This window comes from Streptosporangium subroseum, from assembly GCF_900188345.1.
In the GTDB taxonomy this organism is placed as follows: Bacteria; Actinomycetota; Actinomycetes; order Streptosporangiales; family Streptosporangiaceae; genus Streptosporangium; species Streptosporangium subroseum.
In genome coordinates this window covers 35284-59600 of record NZ_FZOD01000021.1, presented here as the reverse complement: position 1 = coordinate 59600, position 24317 = coordinate 35284, and the positions used below count along the sequence as shown (strand labels likewise).

The window sequence follows — 24317 nt, the reverse complement described above, 5'->3', positions numbered from 1 at the left end:
TCCGGCCCCGGGACTCATGACCGGTCCAGGCGGCGGAAGTGTTCACTCATCGGCGGCTACATGGCACCGAGTCTGCCCGATCAGCCGGCCCGATAACTCCCATCAGGCAAGGACCGGTGCCGCTTCCCGCGCGATGCGACGTCGTGCGAGGAGGTCGACCACCGCGAGCACGATCGCGGCGACGCACAGGAACCCGACCAGCGGGGCGACCAGTTCCATGGCGCGGTCGAGGCCGAGGCTGGTCGCCAGCTGACCGGCGCCGATGGCGGTCGCCGCCTGCAACAGGTAGGAGAAGAGGTACAGCAGCGAAAGGGTCGCGCCCCGGTGGGACGCCGGCGCCGTGCGGTTGATGAGCGACAGTCCTCCGGTGAAGGCGAACGAGTAGCCGATGCCTCCGACGACGCACCAGAGAAGCAGCACCGCCAGGGAGCCGGTCGTCGCCGCCACGGCCATCAGCGCCAGGGCGACCATCGACACGATGCCGCCGGCCACGACCGCCAGGTGCGCGTGGACGCGACTGAGGAACAGGGCCGTGACGCCGATACTGACCGCCGACGTCGAGAGGACCGCGCCGATGACAAGGAGGTTGGTCGTGCCGGTCAGCTGCCGTGCCATCTGGGCGCCGAGCGAGAGGAAAATCGCCCCGCAGGAGTAGGCGACCGAGACCGACAGCGTCGACACGATGAACACGCGCAGGATTCCACCGGGCAGGTGAAGCCCCTGCGGCTTCCAGCGCGGACGGCCGGCGCCGGCGTCATCCGGCGTCATCCAGGTGAGCGCGTAGGCGGCGGCGCTGAGCAGGAACAGGACGGCGAAACTGAGCACGAGCGGCAGCGGTGCCAGTTGCGCGAGAAGACCGGACAGAAAGACCGCCAGGGCGAGTCCGGCCGAGGTCGAGATGGTGGCGAGCGAGCTGGGGAAGCGGGCGTTGCCCGAGGTGTTGTTCTCCACCAGGGCCGCACTCGCCGCTCCGAGGGCGACGCCGGTTCCGATGCCCTGCATCACCCGGCCGGCGAACAGGAACCCGACGTTCGGGGCGAGCGCGAACACGACCGATGACAGGCCGATGAAAACGATGCCGAGCAGCATGGCGCGGCGACGGCCGATGCCGTCGGACAGCCCGCCGAAGAACAGCAGGACGACCAGCAGCGCGAGGGGGTAGGCGCCGAACACGGACGTTATGACGACCTGCGGCAAATGCCACTGCGCCGCGTACAGGGGATAGAGGACGCTCGGCGCCCCGCTCGACCACAGGCAGAGCATGAGCACTGCCGCGGCCGACCAGAAGGTGCCGCCCCGACCGAGGCGGAAGGTTCTTGTCACGAGAGCCAACCATACGGCTCTAGATTGGATTATCCAACTTAAAAAATTTGTGGTCGCGGATCATCGACGAGGTGCGTTCGCCCAGCCGGTGGGCCCCTTTCCCGGAGTCCCCCGGAGGCGGCCCCGCGACGGGGCGGCGCCCACCGACCGGGCGGTGCGTTGAGAGTTCGAGAAAGCCGTACCCTGTGGGGATGCGCATCACGGACGGCACCGTTCCGACCTGTCAGGTCGCGAGGGCCCTCGACGTCATCGGCGAAAAGTGGTCACTTCTCATCGTGCGGAACGCGTTGCGCGGCCAGACCCGTTTCTCGGAGTTCCGGGACCACATCGGCGCGCCCAGTGACATCCTCACCGCGCGCCTGGTCACTCTTGTCGACGCCGGGATTCTGGAGAAGCGGCCCTATCGCGAGCCCGGGCGTCGTGAGCGCTTCAGCTACCACCTCACCGAGAGCGGTGAGGGACTGCGCCTGGTGGTGGCGGCGCTCATCCAGTGGGGCGACACCTACAACCCCGCCCCGACAGGCCCTGCGATGCGGATCGTCGACCGCGAAACGAACGAGGGTGTCAGCCTCGCCTTCGTCGACGCCCACGGACGCCGCCTCGACACCCGCGACATCGCGATCACCTCAACCTCGGTCCCGACCCCGAGCCCGGCCTCGGTCCCGGCTCCGACCCCGGCTCCGGCTCCGACCCCAGCTCCGGCCAGCTGACAGCGCCACGGCCCTCGACCGGCCCCGTTTTCCCGCTTCGGCCCTCGCGTGACTGATTTTCGCCGTCGCCCCACCGGCGGCGGCTCCGGTCTGACGTAGTCTTCCCGAGGAAGAACCACCGAGCAGGAAAAACCGCCCGGCGCCTTTACGATGTAGATCAAATATGGGCGTTGACATCGTGTGGCGGGGGCTCCCGCCACGACGACCTCTTCCGCCGGTCCTCTTCGCGGACATCCCTCAGGAGAAGCGGCGGCCCTCGTCACGACGGTAGGCCCAGACGGCGAGAGCGCCGAAGACCACGACCCACACGCCCAGCATCACCAGGGAGAGCACGTTGGGGGCGAAATCCGTACTCGCCACCCAGACCAGCTCGACCGCTCCCCGGGCCGGCAGGTAGGGGGCGATGATCTGGATGAACTCCGGGGCGCCCGCCGGAGGGCCGGTGAGCAGCCCGGCGCCCACGGCCATCGGGAAGAACACCACCTGGGCGACGACGACCGCGGCCTTGGACGGCAGCGCGTAACCGATGAACAGGCCGATCAGGGTGAACGGGATCGATCCCAGCAGCACGGCGGCCAGGCCGAGCAGCAGTTGTGCCGGGGTCACCATCGCCTCGGTGAGGAAGGCCGCGATGAGCAGCACGGGAACGATCGCGATCGCCATGATCGCTATGACGCTGAGGATCCGCCCGGCGAATCTGGCCAGCGGACCGGCCGGCAGCGTGCGCAGGTAGGGGTCCCACGGCTGGGCCCGGTCCTCCGCCACCCCGATGCCGTAGGTGAACAGGCAGGCCGACATGACCGCGAAGACCAGCATCGCTCCGGTGGCGTAGGTCGCCGCGACCGGGTCGTTTCCGGTGAACGGCACCACGAAGAACAGCATCGACATCGCGGGGAAGATCGAGCTCCCGATCACCGCGATCGGAACGCGGACCGTCTCCAGGAACTGATATCGGGCATGGGTGAGAACAAGGGACATCGCAGGCTCCTATTGATGGACGGGCCGGTGGGTCAGGCCGTCTGGGATTCGCGGGCGGTGATGGTTTCGCGTGCGGTGATGGTGAGGAAGGCCTCTTCGAGGGAGGTGGGCCGGATCTCCAGGTCGGAGAAGGGAACATCGGCCAAGACCAGCTCGCGGACCAGGGCGTCGGCGTCGACGGTGAGCAGGTGCGTACGGGAGCCGTCGTGCTCGACGCCGAGGACGCCGGGCAGATCGGGAAGCTCTGCGCTGGTCAGGGTGACGCGGCGGATGCCGACCAGACCACGGATCTCATCCATGGTGCCGTCGGTGAGCACCCGGCCTTCGCCGATCACCACGACCCGCTCGGCCAGCGCCTCGATCTCCTCCAGATAGTGGCTGGTGATGACCACGGTCCCACCCTCGGCGTGGAACTGCCGGATCCCGTCCCAGAGCGCGCGGCGGGCCCCGACGTCGAGACCGGTGGTGGGCTCGTCGAGGAAGACCAGCCGGGGGTCGCCGACGAAGGCCAGCGCCACCGCCAGGCGTCGCTTCTGCCCGCCGGACAGCCCGCCGATCTGCCGCCGTACGAGGTCGTCGAGGCCGAACCGTTCCAGCAGCGCTCCCCGGTCGACGGCGGCGGGAAAGTGCGCCGCCACGAAGTCGACGCACTCGCCGACCCGGAGCGTCGGTGGCAGGCCGGTCTCCTGCGGGGTGACTCCGATGCCGCGGCGCCGGACCGGGTCCAGGGGTGAGCCGCCGAGCAACTCGACGGTGCCCGACGTCGGCCGCCGCAGCCCGGCGAACAGGTTGACCAGGGTGGACTTGCCCGCGCCGTTCGGCCCGAGCAGTCCGACCAGCTCTCCGGCGTGGATGTCGATGGAGACCCGGTCCAGCGCCGTCACCGCGCTGTATTTCCGGGTGACCTCGATGGTGCGAGCCAGGATCTCTGCCATGGGGGGGTCCTCTTCTACGTTTTCTTCTACGTCAGGTCGAGTAGTTCGCGGATGGCGGCGGTGTAGTCCTCGAAGGCACGGCGCCCCTGACGGGTCAGGGCGACGTAGGTCACCGGGGTGCGCACCCGGTGGGTCTTGACGATTTCCACGTAGCCGGCCTCCTCAAGCTTGGTGAGGTGCACCGACAGGTTTCCCGCGGTCATTCCGAGCAGGTCCTTCAGCCCCGGGAAGGTGATCTGGTTCTCCTCGCCCAGAGCGTTGAGCGTGGTCATCACCCGCAGGCGGGCCTGCGCGTGGATGACCGGGTCGAGGTCGCGCGGCGCGGTCATGCCCTGTCCCGCTGCCGCCACCACTGCACCACGCCGACGACGGCGAACCCGCCGCCCGCGCCGACGGACATGAGCAGGGCGTGCAGGCCGGGGCCTCCCACCGCGCCGATCACGTTGAGCACCGCGACTCCCGCGCCGAGGAAGAACATCATCGGCACCCGCCAGATCGCGCCCCCGGCCATGTAGAGGACGGCCACGATCGTCATGGACATCACTCCCCAGAGCAGGCCGCTCTCGTCCGGCGGCAGCAGAGGGCTGAGCCGGGTGCCGAGCGCGCCCATGCAGGCGAAGCCGAACGCCCAGGCGAAGCCGTACATCGTGCCCCGCACCGAGGACTCGCCCCGCACCTGGCCGGCCGCCCCCTTCCGCTGCGCGAAGGAGCTGATCGCCATGGCCAGGATCATGAGGGGGAACAGCACCGCCAGCGCCATGTTCTGGGTGATGGAACCGTAGGCGTAGTGCACGAACAGGGCGCCGAACCCGGCCAGCCAGGCGACTCCCCACGAGGTGTAGATCATCAGTGGGTCGCCGCCGAGTCGCATGCTCGTCCTGGCCTGCTGCTCCTCGATCAGCCGGAGCGTCTCCTCCGGGCTCAGAGGCCTCTCGTCGTCCTCAAGCCGGTCCATGAGCCCACCCTCAAACTAGTTTGCGCTTCAAACTTCTGGTTTGAAGCGTAAACCACGCTGTGGCTCAAACTCAAGGGAGGTTGCCGGTTTTCCGCGAAATGTCCGCAGTGAGCCGTCAGGGGGTGCCCTGGGTGAGGACCGGCGTCTCCCTGCCGGCCGGGGTGAGCAGCAGGAACCGCCGCCGATCCCGATTCGTGCCCGCGGGGGTCAGCACCTCCCGCAACGGGCCGATCGCCTGCGCGACCTGCGCCCCGGCCAGGTTCGTCTTGATGGAGACGACCGACAGCGTCCGGTGGTCCGGCGAGAAACCCATGCCGTGCACCAGCAACTGGCCCCTGTACGGTGCGGCCTATTTCGTCCGGGGGCGGTTGCCCCATTTCGGCTTGCGGAACAGGTCGCGCCGCTCCAGGAGGTAGGCGAGTTTCGCGGCGGCGACCTTGACCGTCTCCTCGTACCGGTGCCGCTTCTGCGGGACGACCGCGCTCCAGTGTTCGAGCAGGACGGCCATCTCGTCGGCGAGCTCGCCGATCACCCGGTAGCGGGTGCTGAAGGTGTAGAGGTCTCCGTGCACCTCGTTCACCAGCTCCTCGTCGACCCGCCGGGCCAGCGGCCTGATCTTCCTGAGAAGGTCGGCCTCCATGGCCGGGGTGACCGGCGCCCGGCGGGCGTCGCCGTCCGGAACCATGATGAGTGCCCGGATCCGCGCGATGGCCAGGGTCCGCTCCGTCTGCGGGGTCGCGGGATGCTCGGCGAGGTCCAGGAGACGCCGGAGGGTCTCCTGCGTCTTGTCGTCGAACATAGAAACCCAATCCGCCTTCGTGCCCTGTCGCACATGCCGCACAGGTGCGATCACATGTTATTCGACCGGGCGGTGCCCGTTCCCCGGCTCCAGGAGCCGGGGGGCACGCGGCGGACCGCCGGTCCGGGGCACCGGGCGAGCCGATCGGGTGGCGGCGGTCACCATCGAAGATCCTTCGAGGCCGTCACGCGGATGCCGGAGTCGCCCGTGCGATCTCCGTCGGCGGATGATCTCGGCAGGCGGATGATGATAGATGATGAAAGGCCCAACTTCATTCCCTCCATCAAATCCGGTATTCAACGGCCTTTTTGCTGGGCCATTTGCGCTAATAGCCCTACTTTTCCATTTTTCTCCTAATACAGTCCAGCCTTGTCGGGCGGTGACCACCCTTCGGGGAGGGGCGTAGGAGAGTGGACGGGGTGGCTGACGGCCATGGATCCGATCGGTGACGACCTGCTCAGAATCATGGAGCCGGAGCTCGGATACCGGGAGGGGCCCGGCCTGCACAGCAAGTTCGGCGAGTGGTACTCGCTCACGGTCGACCAGGACGCCCAGTACAAGACGGCCCCCTGGTGCGACATGTTCATCGCCTGGGCCGCGGAGCAGGCGGGCGTCGAGGAATTCGTCGGCCAGTTCGCCTGGACGCCCTCCCACGCCCGCTGGTTCGAGACGCAGGGCGCCTGGTCACAGACGCCCGAGGCCGGGGCCCTGATCTTCTTCGACTGGTCGGGCGGCAAGGACATCACGGGCATCGACCACGTGGGCATCGTGGAGCGGGTGGACGGTGGAACGATCCACACCATCGAGGGAAACGTCGACGGGGTCTGGCTCAAGCGCAAGGAACGCGACGAGAGCAAGGTCGTCGGCTACGGGCTGCCGCGCAAGGTCAAGGAGAACCTGACCGGCGTCACGACGGGGAAGGACGTGTCCACCCTGCAGGCGGCGGGGCGGATCGAGGTCCGCCCCGCGCTCGTACCCGGTTCCATGATCCTGACCGACTACTCCGGGACATCCCCGCTCTCCCTGGAGGTGGCCCCCGTCGCGGCGCTGCTGACCTTCATCCTCGGCATGACGTTCATCCTGTCCAGGCTGCGCCCCCAGCGTCCCCACACCTCGACGGGGCGCCACCGCAGGAAGCGCGGGCGGCGTGAACCGTACGGGCTTGATTAATAAGGTTAGGCAAAGCTAAGTTGCTCGCGACGATGTTCCCGAGCGAAGGCGACGCGATGACAGCCGGCAGCGATCAGACCCTAGAGCGTGCGACGGAGGTTCCCGCCTACCGCCCCTTCTCCGTGGAGGTCCTGCGCACGCGACGGCTCAGCCCGAGTTTCGTCCGGGTCACCTTCGGTGGCGAGGAGCTGTCCGACTTCGCCGACGAGGGCTTCGACCAGAGGATCAAGGTGGTCTTCCCGCTGCCCGGCGGCGGCTTCACCCCCGTCGGCGGCGGCGACGACTGGTACCGGCGCTGGCGTGCGCTCCCCGCGGACCTGCAGAACCCGATCCGCACCTACACCGTGCGCGCCGTACGGCCGGAGCGGTGCGAGCTCGACGTCGACTTCGTGCTCCACGGCGAGACCGGTCCCGCCTCCCGGTGGGCGATCCGCGCCGCCCCCGGCCACCGGGTCGTGGTGATCGGTCCCAACGCCGCCCACCCCGGCCCCACCGGCGGCCAGGAGTGGGCTCCGCCCGCCGGGGCGGCGCACCTGCTGCTGGTCGGCGACGAGACGGCCGTCCCCGCCGTCACCACCATCGCCGAGGCGCTCTCCGGCGAGGTGCGGGCCACGGTCCTGCTCGAGGTCCCCGGCCCCGGCGACGTGCTCCCCCTCGACGTCCGGCCGGGGGTGGAGGTCGTCTGGCTGTCCCGCGACGGAGCCCGCCACGGCGACCTGCTCATCCCCGCCGTCCGGGGCGTCCTCGCCGGGCTCACCGGGCCCGCCACGGCGGCGAGAACGGGCGCGGTCACATTGGAGGACGTCGACATCGAGGTGGAGACCCTCTGGGACGTCCCGGAGGTCCCCGACGGCGACGGCCTCTACGCCTGGCTGGCGGGCGAGGCCGGCATGGTCAAACTGCTCCGCCGCCACCTCGTCCAGGAGGCGGGGATCGACCGGTCGTCGGTCGCCTTCATGGGCTACTGGCGGCTGGGACGTCCGGAGATCGGCTGAGCCCCTGACGGAACGGCGACCGGGCCGGCGGCGCCCGATCGCCTCCTCGACGAGCGCCTGACCGCCTTCGCGGTGACCGCGCCCGGCTGTGGATCACCCCGCGGACGCCCCCACGCGGTGCTCCTGCGGGCTGATGCCACGCACGCGCTTGAAGGCGGTGCTGAGGGCGAAGGAGCTGCCGTAGCCGACCTGTCTGGCCACCGCGCCGACGGTGACGTCCCCCTCGCGCAGCAGATCGGCGGCCATGGCCAGCCGCCAGCCCGTGAGGAACGCCATCGGCGGCTCACCGACCAGTTCGGCGAAGCGGCGGGCCAGAGCGGCGCGGGACACGCCGACCCCCTCGGCCAGCGTGGCCACGGTCCAGGGGTGGGCCGGGTTGTTGAGCAGCATCCGCAGGGCCTTGCCCACCACGGGGTCACCGTGAGCTCGATACCACGCGGGGGCCTCGGCCGCCTGGAGGGAGAACCAGGCCCGCAGGACGGCGATGAGCAGCAGGTCCAGCAGCCGGTCGAGAACCGCCTCCTGGCCGGGCTCGTCCTTGACGATCTCGGCGGCGAGCAGCGGGACGAGGGGGCAGTCCCAGGCGTCCTCCGCCAGGACCAGCAGCGGGGGCAGCGCATCGAGCAGCCGCTGGCTGATCTCCCCGCGCATCTGGTAGGTGCCGGTGAGCATCATCGTCGAGCCGTCGGGGCTCTCGCCCCAGGTACGGACGCCCAGATCCATCGCCTGCTCCAGGTCCTCCCCCTGCGGGGTGGCGCAGCGCTGCCCGGGGTGGATCACGATCTGGGGCGGCGTCGCCGGGTCGTCGGCGACGGTGTACGGCTCGGGGCCGCGCACGATCGCGACGTCGCCGGGGCGCAGCAGCACGGGCTCGCCCCCGTCGGGGACCACCCATGCCTCGCCTCGCACGACGGCCACAAGGGTGAGCGGCGCCTGGTCCTGGATGCGCAGGGACCAGGGCGGGTCCATGATCGAGCGGAGGAGGAACGCTCCTCTGGCCCGAGGTCCGTCCAGAAGACCGGTGAATGCGTCCATGCGCCTCATTTTAGACGCAGGAACATGGAACTGAGCCTCTCAACCATGTTCCGTCTCACCGCGCGGCACTTTACTGATGGCATGGAAAACAACGCGCACAGGCAGAAGACGACCCTGGTCCTCGGCGGCACGGGTAAGACCGGCCGCAGGGTGGCGGAGCGGCTCACGGCGGCCGGCCTGCGGCCGCGGATCGGTTCCCGCTCGAGCGAGCCGCCGTTCGACTGGGAGGATCAGGCCACCTGGGCACTCGCACTGAAGGGCGTCGACGCGGTATACCTGGCCTACCAGCCGGACCTGGCGTTCCCCGGAGCCGTCGCCGCGGTCCGCTCGTTCACCGCGCTGGCGGTCGAGAGCGGTGTGCGGCAACTGGTGCTCCTGTCCGGCAGGGGCGAGGAGGAGGCCGGAATCAGCGAGCAGACGGTGCGCGACTCCGGCGCCGACTGGACGATCCTGCGGTCGAGCTGGTTCTGCCAGAACTTCAGCGAGGACTACCTGCTGGAGCCGGTGCTGGCCGGCGTGATCGCGTTCCCGGCCGGGGACGTGGCGGAGCCGTTCGTCGACGTCGAGGACATCGCGGACGTCGCGTTCGCGGCGCTGACGGAGGACGGACATTCGGGGCAGCTCTACGAGCTGACCGGCCCCCGGCTGCTGACCTTCGCGGACGCGGCCGCGGAGATCGCCGCGGCGTCCGGCCGGGAGATCCGCTACGTGCCGGTCTCCCCCGAGCAGTACGCGGCCGAGCTGACGGAGCACGGCGTACCGGCCGAGTACGCGACCTCGCTGCTCGACCTGTTCACCGGGGTTCTGGACGGTCGCAACGCCCACCTGACGGACGGCGTCCGGCGCGCCCTGGGCAGGGAGCCCCGGGACTTCGCCGACTACGCGCGGGCCACCGCCGCCACCGGCGTCTGGGGCGGCCGGTAGGGCGACCGCGGTCGCGCGCACGAGCCGGACGCCGCCCTTCCTCGCGACTGCCCGGGGGGCCGGAGTCTCCGCGGGAAGCGCATCCGATTTCGTGCTGGAAATTCAATTCATGTCATGGAGGATGAGATGTTGGGGTTATTCCGAGGTGTAGTACTGGTCGCGGCCACGGTGACCGTGGGGCTCATGGCGGGCCTCTTCTACGCCTACGCCAGTTCCGTCATGATCGGGCTGGGCCGGGCAAGCGACCGGACCTTCGTCGAGGCGATGCAGCGGATCAACATGGCGATCCTCAACGGCTGGTTCTTCGTGTGTTTCCTCGGCGCGCTGGTGCTGACCATCCTGGCCGCGGTGCTCCACCTCTCCGAGGACCGGCGATCCGTACTGCCCTGGATCCTGGCCGCGGTCGTCCTGTACGGGGCGCAGCTCGTCATCACCGCCGCCGTCAACGTGCCGCTCAACAACATGCTCGACGCCGCCGGAGATCCTCGCCACATCACCGATCTCGCGGCGGTGCGCGAGCAGTTCGAGGCGACGTGGGTCCGCTGGAACCTCATCCGCGCGGTGACGTGCACGGCCGCGTTCGTCTGCCTCACCTGGGCCCTCGTGCTGTACGGACGCCTCGCGACGCCGGGCGGGCCGTGACCTGCCGGCCGCTCCTCGTGCGCCGCCCTCATGATCGGGGGCGGGCGGCGCACGAGGAGCGGCCCACGTCTGCGAAACCGGCTCCCGAGGGCGGGCCAGACCCGTCTTCGGGAGCCGAGAAGACAGGTCAGATGCCGTACTCCACCGTCAGCACGGCGCGGGCCAGGGTGTGATGGTTGACCGTTCCGCCGAAGACGGCGGCCGTCTGGTCAGGGGTGACCTCGATGCTCTCGACGGCGAGGGCGTGGACCGCGAAAACGTAGCGGTGCGGCGCGCCGGGGGGTGGGGCGGCCCCACCGAAATCGAGCGTGCCGTAGTCGTTGCGGCCGTGGACGGCCCCCTTGGGCAGCCCTTCCATCTCACCGCTCCCGGCACCGCGTGGCAGTTCGGTCACGTCGGCGGGGATGTCGACCAGCAGCCAGTGCCACCAGCCGCTACCGGTAGGGGCGTCCGGGTCGAAGCAGGTGACCGCGTAGCCTCTCGTCTCCTCAGGCGCACCCGACCAGCGCAGGTGCGGGGAGAGATTACCTAACTCGTAGACGTGCGCGTCAGGCAGCACGCCCCCCTCCACGAGATCGTCGCTGACGACCGTGAATGCCGGAACCCGTCGCAGGTAGTCATAGGGCAGCGGTGCGCGCTCGGCCATCATTCCCCCGTGCTTTTTGTCGGCAAGTGCCCAACGCCGGTAGATCATGGTTGCTTTTTCGCGAATTATCAAGGGTTGACAGTGGCCTGGTTCTTAACGGCATACTCCCCATTTGGGTCATTAACACCGACGGGGTTGCATTTTGTCATCTTCCGGTACCACGCAGTAACCCTGCGTTCCGGTTGAGTAAATGATCCAAACCCGCATCCAACAGCGCGGAGTATCTATGAACAGCTTATTCGGGGACGAACCCGGCAATTACCTCGTTCTGGCGAACACCGAAGGCCAGCATTCTCTCTGGCCCGTGTCCATCGGGGTTCCACGCGGCTGGGATGTCGTGCATGAGGAAGACACCCGGCAGGGCTGCCTGAACTTCATCGATGCCAACTGGACCGACATGCGCCCCCGCAGCCTCTCACCCTCCTGAACGGTTCGCGGCTCCGCATTTTCGGGTCGCACCTGAGGTAAGCGGCGTTTACTCCATGCCGTCCTTCCACATGATCGAACGGCATCCATGTCATCAGCTCTTTTTTCATGTCGTCATGCCGTGAACTTGGAGATTGCATGAATCAGCTTCATATCCGGAAGAATCTGGCCGAGGTTTTCGAGGCGCGGGTGGCGGCGGCTCCGGATGCCGAAACGGTGGTCTGCGGCGAGACCCGACTGTCGGCGACCGAGCTGAACACCCGGGCCAACACCCTGGCCCGGCGCCTGACAGCCGCCGGAGCCGGACCCGAAACACCCGTCATGGTCTTGATGGAACGATCGACCGACGTAGTGGTGACCCTGCTCGCCATCATCAAAGCCGGCGCCACCTACATCCCCCTGCACCCCGGCCTGCCCCCCGCACGAATGCGCTGGATCGCCGAAGAAACCCACGCCCGCCTCCTCATCGTCGACCCCACCCACGCCGACCACGAACTGACCACCCACCTGCACACCCTGCTCATGAACACCACCACCACAAAAGAGCAGGACGCCACCGAGCCGCCCGCCCAAAACAGCGACCTGAAACTGGCGATCGACCCCGATCGACTGGCGTATGTGATGTTCACCTCCGGATCGACCGGAACCCCCAAAGGCGTCGCGATCACCCACCGCGCCATCACCACCTTCGCCGCCGACCACCGCTGGCACGACCACCACCGCGTCCTGTCGCACTCCCCCTTCGCCTTCGACGCCTCCACCTACGAAATATGGGTCCCCCTGCTCAACGGCGGAACCATCGTCATGGCCCCACCCGGCCCCCTCGACGCCGCCACCCTGCAGCACACGCTGGAGCACGAACAGGTATCCGCGGCGTTCCTGACCACCGCCCTGTTCAACCTCCTCGCCCACGACAACCCCCACACCCTCGCCGCCATCCCCCACCTATGGACCGGCGGCGAAGCCGCCTCCCCCACCGCCATGCACCACGTCCTGCACGCCGGCGGCACCCTCACCAACGTCTACGGCCCCACCGAGACGACAACATTCGCACTGTCACACCCCGTGACCAGCCCCTCCCCCAACACCATCCCCAACGCCATCCCCATCGGCAGCCCACTCGACGGCACGCGCGCCTACGTCCTGGACGACAGGCTCCGCCCGGTGCCCGCAGGCGTACCCGGTGAGCTCTATCTCGCGGGCCCGCAACTGGCCCGCGGCTACCTCCACCGCCCGGCCCTGACCGCCGAACGCTTCGTCGCCGACCCCCACGGCGAACCCGGCACCCGCATGTACCGCACCGGCGACCTGGTACGGCGTCATGACGACGGGAACCTGGAGTTCGTCGGCCGGGCCGACGATCAGGTGAAGATCCGCGGCTTCCGCATCGAACTCGGCGAAATCGACACCACCCTCGCCCGCCACCCCGCCATCGCCCACACCACCACCATCGCCCGCGAAGACCACCCCGGAGACAAACGCCTCGTCACCTACCTCGTCCCCCACCACCCACCCACCACCACCACCGAACTCACCGAACACCTACGACGATTCGCCGAAGAAACCCTCCCCACCTACATGATCCCCACCGCCTTCGTCATCCTCGACCGCCTCCCCCTCAACCACAACGGCAAGATCGACCGCCACGCCCTGCCCGCACCCACACGGCAGGAGCCCACCGTCATGACGCAGGGGCCCAGGACCGAAGCGGAGGAACTGGTCGCGGAAGTCTGGGCCGAGGTGCTCGGGGTGGACGGGGTCGGCGTGTACGACGACTTCTTCGCGCTGGGCGGCAACTCGCTGCTGGCCATCAGGGTCGCCGCCAGGATCAGGGCGGCCGTGAACCTAGAGATCCCGGTCAACGCGGTCTTCACCGATCCCACCGTCGAGAAGCTGGCCGACACCGTCGAGGCATTGCTGATCGCGGACATCGAAGAACAGGCCCCTCACTCCCAGCACGGAAGGAACCTCGGTTGACCGAGCAGTTGTCGGAGCGCGCCACCGCCCTCACCGCCGACAAGCGTGCCCTGCTGTCCCAGCGACTGCGCGGCCGGGCGGCGAGCACCACCGTCCGGCCCCGTCCCGGAGGGACCGAGCCACCACCGTCCAGCGGGCAGGAGCGGTTATGGTTCATGGAGCAGCTGTCACCGGGAAACACCGCCTACACGGTCCCGCTGGCCCTGCGGCTGAAGGGCGAGCTGAACACCGCGCTGCTCGAAGACGCGCTGACGGCCCTGGTCGCCAGGCACGAGGCCCTGCGGATGCGATTCCTCACCACCCAGGACGGCCGGCCGAGGGTCGTCGTCGACGAGCCGGGGCCCGTCATGTTGAAGGTCGCCGAAGCGAGCACCGCCGAGCGGGCGGTCGAGCTTGTCGGCGAGGAGCTGACCCGGCCGTTCGACCTGGAGACGGACGCGCTGCTGCGGGCGCTGCTGGTCCGCATCGAGCCGGGCGATCACGTGCTCCTCCTCGCCGTCCACCACATCGTGAGTGACGGCCGGTCGCTGGAGATCATGGCTGACGAGCTCCTCAGCCTGTACGGCGGACTCCACGAGGGCGCGCCACCGGTGCTGCCGGAGCCGCCCGTCCAGTTCGGCGACTTCGCCGCGTGGGAACGGGAGCGGCTGGCGGGACCGGCCGTCGAGCCCGATGCCGCCTTCTGGCGCGAGCAGCTGGCCGGGCTGCCCGACCTGGAGCTGCCCACCGATCATCCACGCCCGGTCGAGCAGCGCTTCGAAGGCGCGGTCCACTCCTTCACCTGGGACGCCGAGCTGGCCGAGGCCGTGCGCGAGCTCGGCAGGGCGCACACCGCGACGCTCTACATGACCCTGCTCGCGGCCTACCAGGCGGTGCTCGCCCGTCACGCCGGCCAGGACGACTTCGCGGTGGGCTCGCCGGTGGCGGGACGCGCCTACCGCGAGCTGGAGGGCGTGGTCGGCTCCTTCGTCAACATGGTGACGCTGCGCAGCCGTACCGGGGACGATCCCACGGTCGCCGAACATCTGCTCCGCACCAAGAAGACCGTGCTCGGCGCGCTCGCCCACCAGGACCACCCCTTCCACCAGCTCGTCAACGACCTGAACGTGGAGCGCGACCCCAGCCGTTCGGTGATCTTCCAAGCGACCTTCGCGCTCAGCGACCAGACCGTCCGTGACACGACCGTGGCCGGGCTGGACCTCAGCCCGTTCGACCCGCCACTCGCGATCAGCCAGTTCGACCTCGCGCTCTACATCACCGAGACCGGCGAAGGACTGACCGGCTCCTTCACCTATCGCACCGACCTGTTCGAGCCCGCGTCCGTCGAGCGGATCGAAAGGTCGATGCGGCACTTCCTCCGGGGGGCCGCTGCCGGTCACGACCGCCGCCTGTCCGAGGTGCCGCTGCTCGGCGACACCGAGCGCGAGTCCCTGCTCGGCGACTGGGCGGGCACCCGTACATGGCGGCCCTCGCACCGCACGCTCGGCGAGATGGCCGAGGCCCAGGCCGCCCGGACCCCGGAGGCTCTCGCCCTCGTCGCCGGAGAGCGGTCGCTCACCTTCGCCGAGCTGCACCGCCGTGCGAATCGACTGGCCAGGGATCTGCGAGACCGTGGTGTCGGCCCCGACGCGCGCGTCGGGATCTGCCTGGACGGAGCCGTGGACGCCGCCGTCGCGATCCTCGCGGTGCTCAAGGCGGGCGGCGCCTATCTGCCGCTCGACCCGGAGCAGCCACGCGACCGGCTGGAGTTCCTGCTCGCCGACTCCTCAGCCGTCATGCTGGTCACCGACTCGGCGCTGCGCGATCGGGTGGCCGGTTTCACCGGCCCGGTCGTCGAGCTGGACCGGCTGACCGGCGAGGGCGACGACGCTCCGCCGGAGCCGCTCGCGAGTCCCGGTGACCTCGCCTATGTGATCTACACCTCCGGCACCACCGGGCGGCCCAAGGGCGTCGGTGTCGAGCACCGGCACATCGTGGCCTACCTGGAGTACATCCGCGAGGAATACGGCATCGTGCCCGGCGCCACCTTCGGCCTGCTCCAATCGCTCGCCTTCGATTTCAGCATGCTGATGTTCTACCTGCCGCTCACCGGTGGCGGCACCCTCCACCAGTTGCCCCGCCGCGGCTCGGGGCCCGAGCTGGCCGACGCCGTGCGGGATCTCGACTATCTGAAGATGACGCCCTCCCACCTCGCGGTGCTGGGCGCGGAGGTCGAGCCCGAGCGGCTGTTGCCGCGCCGCGCGCTCATCCTCGCGGGCGAGGCGTCACCGACCGCCTGGGCCCGTGATCTGGCCTCCCGCGCGGGCTGTTCCATCTTCAACAGTTACGGCCCCACCGAGACGGTCGTGGCGGTGACCACCGAGCGGGTGGATCCCGAGGCTCCCGCGGCCGGTACGGCCTGGCCCATCGGCCGCCCGCTCCCCGACGCCCGCGTCCACGTGCTGGACCGGGCGCTGCGCCTGGTCCCGCCGGGCGTCGCGGGAGAGCTCTACGTCGGCGGTGACACCCTGGCCCGCGGCTATCTCGGGCGTCCGGGACTGACGGCCGAGCGCTTCGTCGCCGATCCGTACGGCGAGCCCGGATCGCGCATGTACCGCACGGGCGACCTGGTCCGCATGCTCGACGACGGGCGTCTCGAATTCCTCGGCCGCACCGACCACCAGGTGAAGATCCGCGGCTACCGGGTGGAACTCGGCGAGATCGAGGCCGCGCTGGGCACGCTCCCCGGGGTCGTCCAGGGCGTCGTGGACCTGCGCGGCGACCGTCTCGTGGCCTGGCTGGAGAAGGAGCCGGGCGCGGAGGAGACCCCGGTGCCGGAGGTGCGGGCGCATCTGCTCGACCTGCTGCCCGAATACATGCTCCCCGGCCGGTTCGCCTGGCTCGACCGCTTTCCCCTCCAGGCCCACGGCAAGGTGGACCGCGGGGCGCTGCCGGACCCCGATCCCGAGCCTCTGGGCCGGCGGCCGGACCACGTCGCGCCGGCCGACCCGATCGAGGAGGCCATCGCCGCCATCTGGACGGGCGTCCTCGATCTCGAGGGGGTGGGCACCGGCGACAACTTCTTCGATCTCGGCGGCCACTCGCTGCTCGCCACCCAGGTCGTGGCGAGGATGCGCAAGACATTCGTGGACAGCAAGCCTCCGATCGGCGTGCTGGAGATGTTCAAGCACCCCACGGTCGCGGAGCTCGCCAGGCTCGTCGTCGAGCGCCGGGGCGAGACGGCCGCGCCGCGCCGGATACTGGCCGAGCTGACCCGCCCGATCGATCCGAAGGAGCATGTCGGCTCCGTCATCTGCGTGCCGTACGGCGGCGCCAACGCGGTCGTCTACCAGGCGCTCGCCGATGCGATGCCCGCCGGCCACTCCCTCTACGCGGTCGCCGCCCCCGGGCGCGAGCCGGGTGAGGAGGGACAGTTGCCCTACGAGGAGGTGGCGAGGCGCTGCGTCGAGGAGATCGCCGAGCACGTCCGCGGCCCGATCGTGATCTACGGGCACTGCGCTCCCGGCAGCGCGCTGGCCGTGGAACTGGCCCAGCGCGTCGAGGCGTCGGGACGGGAGCTGGACGCCCTCTACCTGGGTGGCGTCTTCCCCTTCGCCCGGCCCAGGGGCCGTTTCCTCGGCTCGCTCAGCAGGCTGCTCAATGACCGGCTGAACGGCACTCGCACGGTCGCGGCCGAACTGCGCGCGATCGGCGGCGACATGACGGGTCTCGACGAGGAGCAGGTGGCCTTCACCGTCGAGCTGATGCGCGAGGACGGCCGGATGGCCGAGGAGTACTTCACCGAGATTCTGGCCACCGAGCAGCCCCGGCTGAAGGCGCCGATCGTCTCGGTCGTCGGCGAGCGCGACCCGGGCACCGAGTTCTACCAGGAGCGCTTCAAGGAGTGGTGCTTCCTGTCCGACTCGGCGTCACTGGTCGTCATCGACGAGGCCGGTCACTTCTTCCCCAAGTATCGGGCCGACGAGCTCGCGATGATTCTCACGGGCACCCACGCCGCCGACGCGGACTGGCGGCAGGCACACTCGCGCGAGGCGGGCGGCACCTGGTGGCTCCAGGACTCCGTGGAGCGGCGGGCCGTGCGGGAGGAGCGCGAGCCGAGCATGCGCCGGTTCCTGCCCGTCGCGCTGGGACAGCTGGTCTCGCTCACCGGGTCGGCGCTCACCGAGTTCGCGGTACCGATCTGGATCTACACGGTCACCGGGTCGATGGTCCATTTCGGGCTCATCGCCCTGCTCGCGCTGGTGCCGGGCATCATCGTCGCCCCGCTGGCGGGCGCCGTGGTCGACCGCTACGATCGGCGGCGGGTGATGATCACCGGTGACCTGGTGTCGGGTGTTACCCAGGCGGTGATGCTCGGCCTGCTGCTGACCGACCGGCTCTCGGCCGGCCCGCTCTACGCGCTGATAGCCCTCGTCTCGGTCTCCGTGACATTCCAGCGGCTCGCCTACCAGGCGTCGATCCCCCAGCTGGTGCCCAAACGCTATCTCGGGCACGCCAACGGCATCGTGCAGCTGGCGATCGGCACCGCCCAGTTCCTGGTCCCGCTCATCGCGGTCGGCATGCTGGCCGCGATCGGGCTGGAGGGCATCCTGACCATCCAGGTGGCGGCCTACGCGTTCGCCGTCATCGTGGTCCTGCTCGTCAAGTTCCCCACCACCCTGGGCCTGCGCCGTCGCGAGCCGATCTCGGCGGAGATCGTCAACGGGTTCCGGTTCTCGCTGGGGCATCCGGGCTTCCGCGCCATGCTGTTCTTCTTCGCCGGGGTGAACCTGTTCCTGGCGCCCATGTTCGTCATGATCTCGCCGCTGATCCTCTCCTTCGCCTCGCTCCAGGCGGCCGGCACGGTGGCGGTCGCGGCCGGCGCGGGCGCGGTCATCGGCGGCGTCGTCATGAGCCTGTGGGGCGGCCCGACCCACCGCAGGCTGCGCGGCGTGATCGCCGCGACGATGCTGATGTCGGTCGCGGGCCTGCTGACCGGCCTGCGGCCCAGCCTCTGGCTGATCGGCGCCGGAGCCTTCAGCATGTCCTTCGCGCTGGCCCTGATCAACGGCATGATCATGACGATCATCCAGGTGAAGGTGCCGCAGCGCTTCCAGGGCCGGATCATCGCGGTCAACACCATGATCGCCGCGGCCACCGTACCGCTCGGCTTCGGCGTCATCGCCCCGCTCGCCGGTCCGCTGCTCGACCCCCTGATGGCCGTCGGCGGCCCGCTCGCCGGCACCGTCGGCGCGATCATCGGCACCGGCCCCGGACGCGGGGTCGGGCTGCTCTATCTGTTGTGCGGCCTCGGCATCGCCCTGCTGGTGCTCGCCGGCACCCGGATCAGAACCCTGAGGCGCTTCGACGACGAGGTGCCCGACGCCAAGCCCGACGACCTCATCGGCATCGAACAGCTGGAAAGGACTCACTCATTGTGAACGCCACCATCGCCTGGGAGGTCAGGGACGGCCGTCCCGCCGCGGCCGACGCCCAGGGCACGGACCTGGGGGAGACCTGCGCATGGCTGCGGGAGAACCGCGACGCCATCCGCGCGGGCCTGGACGAGCACGGCGCCCTGTACCTGCGGGGGCTGCCGGTGAAGGACGTGGAGGACTTCGCCGAGGTCCGCGACGCCCTCATCTCCAAGCTCGCCGGGTACGTCGAGAAGGCCACTCCGCGCAGCCACTTCGGCAAGGACGTCTACTCCTCCACCGATCTGCCGCCGTCCCAGACGATCCGCCCGCACAACGAGAACAGCTACGCGCTCAGCTTCCCGGGGCTGCTGATGTTCGGCTGCCTGATCGCCCCCGACACGGGTGGGGCGACCCCGGTGACCGACGTGCGCAAGGTGCTGGGGAACATCCCGCAGCCGCTCGCCGACCGGTTCCGCGCGCACGGCTGGTCCCTGGTGCGCAACTACGGCGACCACATCAGCCTCGGCTGGCGCACCGCCTTCGGCACCGAGGACAGGGACGAGGTCGCCGCCTACTGCGCGGACAACCGCATCTCCCACGAGTGGGTGGGCGACGACCAGCTCCGCACCGTGCAGCGCCGCTCGGCGACCATCCGTCACCCCGGCACCGGTGAGGAGGCCTGGTTCAACCACACGGTCTTCTGGAACGAATGGGCGCTGGACCCGGAGATCCGCGAGGTGTTCCTGGAGGACCTGGGGCGTGACAACCTGCCCTTCAACACCGCCTACGGCGACGGCGAGCCGATCTCCAAACAGGACGTGGAGGCCATCGACGAGGCCTACCGCAAGGCGACGGTCAGGGAGACCTGGCGGCCGGGCGACATCCTGATCGTCGACAACATCCTCGCCGCGCACGCCCGTGAGTCCTTCAAGGGTCCCCGCAAGATCGTCGTGACCATGGGCGACCCTGTCCCCTTGGAGGCCTGCGACCCGACCGTCCCGCCGCAGGCGGGCTTCGCCAGAGCCGCGGCCGTGGAGACCGCCAAGCCCGCCAAGGCGCGCCGCTGGTTCGGCCGCTCCTGACGCGGGCGACGGGCACCCCGGCAACCCGCCGGGGTGACCGTCCCTCAAGCGAGGGTGCTTCCTGTCGGCCCAGGTCGGCGAGCGCCTTCCGGACCTCCTCAGCCACCCCCCGGCGTGCTCCCTTGTCGCTCAGGCCGCGACGTGCCGTGGCGCCAACTCGTGTGCCCTGCCGAAAGCCGGCCCTGCGGGTGTCTCGATGTCCGGGGTGATCCCGGCACCTTCCCGGTCGGTATCCGTGATCGGGTTGATCGCCCGGCCGGTACGACGGCCTCCAGGGGGTGTCCACCCGGTAGCGGCCTCCCGGGTGAGCACCCCCTCGGTGCGCTCCCCGACGACGACCGCACGCTTGATCTCCCGGTGATTCTTCCCGTGATGCGCAGGTACTGCTCCAGGCGGTCTTCCATCGGCGAGGAAGCCAGCGGTCATCGTGCCGGCCTCCCGTACCGGGTGAGGACGGCTGCGCCGACCGGCTCAGCCGACAGGCACTCCAGGTACGCGGGAGGTTCGCCGGTGGCGAAGAATCGCCGGCCGCTGCCGAGAATCGTGGGAAAGGTCAGGAGCCGGTACTCATCGATCAGGTCGTCGGCCATCAGCGCACGCACGACGCTCAAGCTGCCGGTGATGATCACATCGCGCTGCTCGCGTTTGACCACGTCGATGAGGTCACCGTCGATGACCTTCGAGTTCGCCCATGCCGAGGTGTCGGTCAGCGTACGAGAGGCGACCAGCTTCGGCACGGCGTTCATCCGCGCGGAGAACGCGTCATCGCGGCCCGGCCACAGCCGCGAGAACAGCTGCCAGGTCGTACGCCCCAGCAACATGACGCCGTCGTCCATCGTGCTCCCCAGCCGGAACTTGTCCCCGGCGACGGTCTCGGGGCCGTGCCGGAACGCCCAGCCTCCGGTCGGCGTGCCCCCGGAGCCGTCCGGGTCGGACACGATCCCGTCCAAGGTGATGAACTGAATGACAATGATGCTCACGGTGAGTGTCCCTTTCGATCGATGCTCACCTGTATGTACCGACGGCATCGGCCCGACTCATCGCGCCCGGCCGAATTCGTCCAATCAGGTTTTCGGGAACCGCGGGCACGCGGGAAGGCAACAACGGGTGTCATGACCGAGAGCCGAGAGGCCGGATATGAGCGAAACGAGCCGGACCCGGACGGGGGATCGTGACATCTTCCCCGCCGACGAGGCGGAGGCCGACGACGCCTTCCTCATCGAGCGGTCCCGGCGAGAGCCGGAGGTGTTCGCCGGGGTCTTTCACCGGCACGCGCCGGAGATCAAGCGCTACGTCACCCGGCGGCTGGGAGCCGACGCGGCCGAGGACGTCGTGGCGGACACCTTCCTGGCGGCGTTCCGCGGGCGGGAGGGATACGACCCGTCGCAGCCCAGCGCACGCCCGTGGTTGTACGGCATCGCGACCAACCTGATCAGGCGGCACAAGCGCGTCGAGGTGCGGCAGCTGCGCGTTCTCGAACGGACCGGCGTCGATCCGGTGACCGTCCCGTTCACCGAACGCAGCGACGAGCGGCTGAGCGCCGGCGCCGTGCGGCGGAGGCTGGCGGCCGCCCTGGCGAGGTTGCCCGCGGGCCACAGGGACGTGCTGCTGCTGGTGACATGGGGCGGCCTGACCTACGTGGAGGCCGCCCAGGCGATGGACATCCCGGTGGGCACGGTCCGCTCGCGCGTCAACCGGGCCAGGAGCAAGGTGCGCGAGGAACTCGGCGGAGTCGACCCCACATCCGTCAGCGAGGAGACCTTCCATGAATGAGATGACCCAGTTGAACCGGCTGCGCTCGGAAGTGCCCTGGCCGGACCCGACGGAACTGCGCGCCGAGGAGCAACGGCTGCTGTCGGAGATCGCCGCTTTCGGCGCCTCGTCCCCCGCGCGTCCGCCCGGCCGGACGTACCGCCTGCCGGACCGTCCGGTGGGCCTGCGGGGGATTCTCCGGGTGAACCTCAGGACGAGCCTCGCCATCGGGGCCATGGCCGCCGCGATCACGGCAATCGTGTACTTCGCCCCTTCCGCGCCCGACAAGGGATCGGCCGTCCAGGTGGCGCCCGTGGCGATGTCGGCGGTCCTCCAGCGGGCCGCCGACACCGCGAGCGAGCGAGACGATCTGGCCCCGAACCCCGGGCAGTTCCTTGCCTACGAGTTGCAGGTCATGTTCCCGGTCAAGCTGAAGGAGGACGGCAAGGAAGTCCGTTACCTCGACCGCAGCCTGTTCAAGGTGTGGCTGCCGGTCGAGGGCTCCCCCTTGGACGGAGGGGTCATGTCGAGCGAGCATCTTGAGCCGAAGCCGTTCCCGGGAGAGTCGCTGCCCGCCGAGGCCAAACGGCGGGAGGGAGGCGTCGCGGCTCCGTCGAAGCTCACGGGCTACGACATCCGCCCCGACCACCGGCGTACCGACTACGCCTACCTGAGCCGGTTGCCCACCGATCCCGCGGGGATGCGCGAGCACCTCTACCGTGATCTGGCACGGGATCCCCTGGCCGACTACACGGCGTGGGGGAATGTCGGCTCGATGATCACGCGGGCGTACATGCCGGCCGCTCAGAGGGCCGCGCTGTTCCGGGCGGCCGGCACGATCCCCGGCGTCGAGACCGTCAACGAGGCCGAGGACGCCGCCGGGCGCAGGGGGGTCGCGGTGGCCATGGTCAACAAGTTCGGCGGGGTGCGGCACGAGTACATCTTCGACCCCACCACCTATCTGTACCTGGGCGAGCGCGTCGTCGTGGTGGACGCGGCCACGGCGGGAGCGCCCGAGGGCACCCTGCTGACCTCGACGGCGCAGCTGAAGGTCGAGGTGGTCGACCACGCGCCCGAGGTGCGGACCGGGTAGACCAGACCGACACCTGCGAGCTCGGCCACGTCACTTACGCGACGTCGGGCCGTGTCATCAGCGGCGACCGCAGATGCGACACCAGATTCGGGCTGGTCAGGGGCATGGTGCTCCACGTCGCGACCGCTGTGCCCGCGTCTGCGTCGACCACCAGCCGGACCCGGTGCGGGGTGGTGATGACGTAAAGCTCCGCGACGAACGTGCTGCCCTGCCAGGCGCCGGCCGCGACGACGGGGCGGCCGAGCGGTGAGCTTTCCCGCCATTCGCCGTGGCCGGCCTCGACGTTGAGGGACGACCCGAGTCGCAGGAGCCATCCACCGTCCACGGGATCGACGATCACCGTGGTTCCGTCGGGCAGCGCCGAGTCCTCGGCGGAGGCGTCGAGTCTCGCCTTGACGGAACGCTCCGGGGCGGCCGAACCCGGCACCGGCGCGAACGACAGCCGCCGCAGCCGCTCGGCGAGGATCTCGTCGTCCCGGGTGCTTCCCTCGTGGTCCAGGCCGGGCAGCAGGCACTCCCATATCGCGTCGAGCACTGCCTGTGCCCGCGTATGGGCGCCGGTCACGGCAACCACGAGATCGTGCGACGGGACGACCACGCATTGCTGGCCGAAGGAGCCGTCACCGTGGTAACCGTGACGCGACATCCAGAACTGGTAGCCGTACCCGCGAAGGTAGTCGGCGTCTCCCGATCCGTCCCCGAATCGCAGGGTCTCGATGTGCCGTCCGGTCGCGAGCTCCACCCATTCGCGCGGGACGAGCCGCCGGTCGCCCCACAGGCCTCCGCGCAGCAGCAGTTCGCCGAAGGCGGCGACGGCCTCGGTCGTGAGGTGCAGTCCGTGGAATCCGAAGGCGGCACCGCTCGCCACCCGGTCCCATTCGGCGTGGTCGACGCCCATCGGCGTGAAGAGGCGCTCGTCGAGCAGTTCCGGGAGGCCGTGGCCCGTGACCCGTTCCACCATCCGGGCCAGGATGAAGGTGGTCGGATTGTCGTAGGCGTGCCGTGTTCCCTCGGCCTCGGGAAACGGTACGCGCAGGAAGCCCTTCACCAGGTCGCCCGGTTCCAGTCGCCAGGCCTCGGCGAGGCTGTCCGTGCGGTGTCCGGTCGTCATGGACAGCAGGTGGTGAACGGTGAGGCGGCGGCCCTGCTCCGAGATGCCGGCCGGAACGTGGTCGGGCAACACGTCCACCACCCGATCGTCCAGCGAGAGCAGCCCGTCGGCGATCGCGAGCCCCACGGCGACCGAGGTGAACGACTTGGTCAGCGAGTAGAGAAGGTGCGGGCGTTCCGCCGAGTACGGCGCCCACCAGCCTTCGGCGACGACGTGACCGTGGCGCACGACCATGATGGAGTGGCACTCGATGGATTGCGCTTCGAGCCGGTCCAGCAGCGCGGTAACCGCGCGGGACGACATCCCCGAGGCGGCCGGGGCCGACCGTGGCAGTAGCGCGCGGTGAGAAGGCATCCAGGCACCCTAAC

General features: G+C 69.6%; 22 protein-coding genes. 11 read left to right on the top strand and 11 right to left on the bottom strand.

Annotation, left to right across the window (positions count from 1 at the left end; translation table 11 throughout):
* Nucleotides 1-102 precede the first annotated feature (102 nt).
* Complete coding sequence (locus tag CHC08_RS21815) at nucleotides 103-1323, bottom strand: MFS transporter (protein ID WP_218825405.1); 1221 nt, start codon at nucleotides 1321-1323, stop codon at nucleotides 103-105.
* 191 nt (nucleotides 1324-1514) lie between these two features.
* On the opposite strand from CHC08_RS21815, the gene CHC08_RS21810 reads away from it, so the two are divergent.
* Nucleotides 1515-2033 carry a winged helix-turn-helix transcriptional regulator gene (locus CHC08_RS21810; protein WP_089209185.1) on the top strand — a complete coding sequence of 173 codons (519 nt, stop codon included), beginning with the start codon at nucleotides 1515-1517 and terminating at the stop codon, nucleotides 2031-2033.
* Between the two features lie 237 nt (nucleotides 2034-2270).
* Here CHC08_RS21810 and CHC08_RS21805 read toward each other — a convergent pair whose 3' ends face one another.
* From CHC08_RS21805 to CHC08_RS21780, 6 genes are all read right to left on the bottom strand, one after another.
* The gene (locus CHC08_RS21805) at nucleotides 2271-3011 is read right to left on the bottom strand and encodes an ABC transporter permease (RefSeq protein ID WP_089209184.1); all 741 of its coding nucleotides are present in this window, start codon (nucleotides 3009-3011) and stop codon (nucleotides 2271-2273) included.
* A gap of 32 nt (nucleotides 3012-3043) precedes the next feature.
* Complete coding sequence (locus CHC08_RS21800) at nucleotides 3044-3946, bottom strand: ABC transporter ATP-binding protein (protein ID WP_089209183.1); 903 nt, start codon at nucleotides 3944-3946, stop codon at nucleotides 3044-3046.
* Between the two features lie 26 nt (nucleotides 3947-3972).
* Complete coding sequence (locus CHC08_RS21795; protein ID WP_089209182.1) at nucleotides 3973-4275, bottom strand: transcriptional regulator; 303 nt, start codon at nucleotides 4273-4275, stop codon at nucleotides 3973-3975.
* Complete coding sequence (locus tag CHC08_RS21790; protein ID WP_089209181.1) at nucleotides 4272-4901, bottom strand: hypothetical protein; 630 nt, start codon at nucleotides 4899-4901, stop codon at nucleotides 4272-4274. Before CHC08_RS21790 ends, CHC08_RS21795 begins: the two co-directional genes overlap by 4 nt.
* Nucleotides 4902-5016: 115 nt before the next feature.
* A complete protein-coding gene (locus tag CHC08_RS21785) occupies nucleotides 5017-5214 on the bottom strand; it encodes a hypothetical protein (protein ID WP_143653299.1) in 198 nt (65 codons plus the stop codon).
* A gap of 36 nt (nucleotides 5215-5250) precedes the next feature.
* Nucleotides 5251-5700, bottom strand: coding sequence for a hypothetical protein (locus tag CHC08_RS21780; RefSeq protein WP_089209179.1), 450 nt, complete (start codon nucleotides 5698-5700; stop codon nucleotides 5251-5253).
* A gap of 432 nt (nucleotides 5701-6132) precedes the next feature.
* Between CHC08_RS21780 and CHC08_RS21775 the strand changes: the two genes are divergently transcribed.
* Both CHC08_RS21775 and CHC08_RS21770 read left to right on the top strand, forming a co-directional pair.
* Nucleotides 6133-6870 (top strand): CHAP domain-containing protein, encoded by a 738-nt coding sequence (locus CHC08_RS21775; RefSeq protein ID WP_089209178.1) that lies wholly within the window; start codon nucleotides 6133-6135, stop codon nucleotides 6868-6870.
* Between the two features lie 56 nt (nucleotides 6871-6926).
* Nucleotides 6927-7865, top strand: a complete 939-nt coding sequence (locus CHC08_RS21770) for a siderophore-interacting protein (protein ID WP_089209263.1) — start codon at nucleotides 6927-6929, stop codon at nucleotides 7863-7865.
* A gap of 93 nt (nucleotides 7866-7958) precedes the next feature.
* Here CHC08_RS21770 and CHC08_RS21765 read toward each other — a convergent pair whose 3' ends face one another.
* Nucleotides 7959-8900, bottom strand: a complete 942-nt coding sequence (locus CHC08_RS21765) for an AraC family transcriptional regulator (RefSeq protein ID WP_089209177.1) — start codon at nucleotides 8898-8900, stop codon at nucleotides 7959-7961.
* 81 nt (nucleotides 8901-8981) lie between these two features.
* Between CHC08_RS21765 and CHC08_RS21760 the strand changes: the two genes are divergently transcribed.
* Both CHC08_RS21760 and CHC08_RS21755 read left to right on the top strand, forming a co-directional pair.
* Nucleotides 8982-9824, top strand: a complete 843-nt coding sequence (locus CHC08_RS21760) for an NAD(P)H-binding protein (protein WP_218825404.1) — start codon at nucleotides 8982-8984, stop codon at nucleotides 9822-9824.
* 126 nt (nucleotides 9825-9950) lie between these two features.
* Nucleotides 9951-10466, top strand: a complete 516-nt coding sequence (locus tag CHC08_RS21755) for an anthrone oxygenase family protein (protein ID WP_089209261.1) — start codon at nucleotides 9951-9953, stop codon at nucleotides 10464-10466.
* 127 nt (nucleotides 10467-10593) lie between these two features.
* Here the strand turns inward: CHC08_RS21755 and CHC08_RS21750 are convergent, their stop codons facing one another.
* Nucleotides 10594-11112, bottom strand: a complete 519-nt coding sequence (locus tag CHC08_RS21750) for a YbhB/YbcL family Raf kinase inhibitor-like protein (protein WP_089209176.1) — start codon at nucleotides 11110-11112, stop codon at nucleotides 10594-10596.
* A gap of 226 nt (nucleotides 11113-11338) precedes the next feature.
* Between CHC08_RS21750 and CHC08_RS21745 the strand changes: the two genes are divergently transcribed.
* From CHC08_RS21745 to CHC08_RS21730, 4 genes are all read left to right on the top strand, one after another.
* A complete protein-coding gene (locus CHC08_RS21745) occupies nucleotides 11339-11539 on the top strand; it encodes an MbtH family protein (RefSeq protein ID WP_089209175.1) in 201 nt (66 codons plus the stop codon).
* A 137-nt stretch (nucleotides 11540-11676) separates the two neighbouring features.
* Complete coding sequence (locus tag CHC08_RS21740; RefSeq protein WP_179282148.1) at nucleotides 11677-13515, top strand: non-ribosomal peptide synthetase; 1839 nt, start codon at nucleotides 11677-11679, stop codon at nucleotides 13513-13515.
* The gene (locus tag CHC08_RS21735; RefSeq protein ID WP_089209173.1) at nucleotides 13512-18935 is read left to right on the top strand and encodes a non-ribosomal peptide synthetase/MFS transporter; all 5424 of its coding nucleotides are present in this window, start codon (nucleotides 13512-13514) and stop codon (nucleotides 18933-18935) included. Before CHC08_RS21740 ends, CHC08_RS21735 begins: the two co-directional genes overlap by 4 nt.
* Nucleotides 18932-19993, top strand: a complete 1062-nt coding sequence (locus CHC08_RS21730) for a TauD/TfdA family dioxygenase (RefSeq protein ID WP_089209172.1) — start codon at nucleotides 18932-18934, stop codon at nucleotides 19991-19993. Before CHC08_RS21735 ends, CHC08_RS21730 begins: the two co-directional genes overlap by 4 nt.
* 422 nt (nucleotides 19994-20415) lie before the next feature.
* On the opposite strand, the gene CHC08_RS21725 is transcribed toward CHC08_RS21730, so the two are convergent.
* Nucleotides 20416-20973 (bottom strand): dihydrofolate reductase family protein, encoded by a 558-nt coding sequence (locus tag CHC08_RS21725; RefSeq protein WP_089209171.1) that lies wholly within the window; start codon nucleotides 20971-20973, stop codon nucleotides 20416-20418.
* Between the two features lie 157 nt (nucleotides 20974-21130).
* Here CHC08_RS21725 and CHC08_RS21720 point away from each other — a divergent pair, with 157 nt between their 5' ends.
* A complete protein-coding gene (locus CHC08_RS21720; RefSeq protein ID WP_089209170.1) occupies nucleotides 21131-21766 on the top strand; it encodes an RNA polymerase sigma factor in 636 nt (211 codons plus the stop codon).
* Nucleotides 21759-22838: a CU044_5270 family protein gene (locus CHC08_RS21715; RefSeq protein WP_245878462.1), complete on the top strand. Its 1080-nt coding sequence runs from the start codon at nucleotides 21759-21761 to the stop codon at nucleotides 22836-22838. The genes CHC08_RS21720 and CHC08_RS21715 overlap by 8 nt, the downstream gene beginning before the upstream one ends.
* Before the next feature lie 34 nt (nucleotides 22839-22872).
* Here CHC08_RS21715 and CHC08_RS21710 read toward each other — a convergent pair whose 3' ends face one another.
* On the bottom strand, nucleotides 22873-24303 hold the full coding sequence (locus CHC08_RS21710) for a serine hydrolase domain-containing protein (RefSeq protein ID WP_179282147.1): 1431 nt from the start codon (nucleotides 24301-24303) through the stop codon (nucleotides 22873-22875).
* Between the last annotated feature and the right edge of the window lie 14 nt (nucleotides 24304-24317).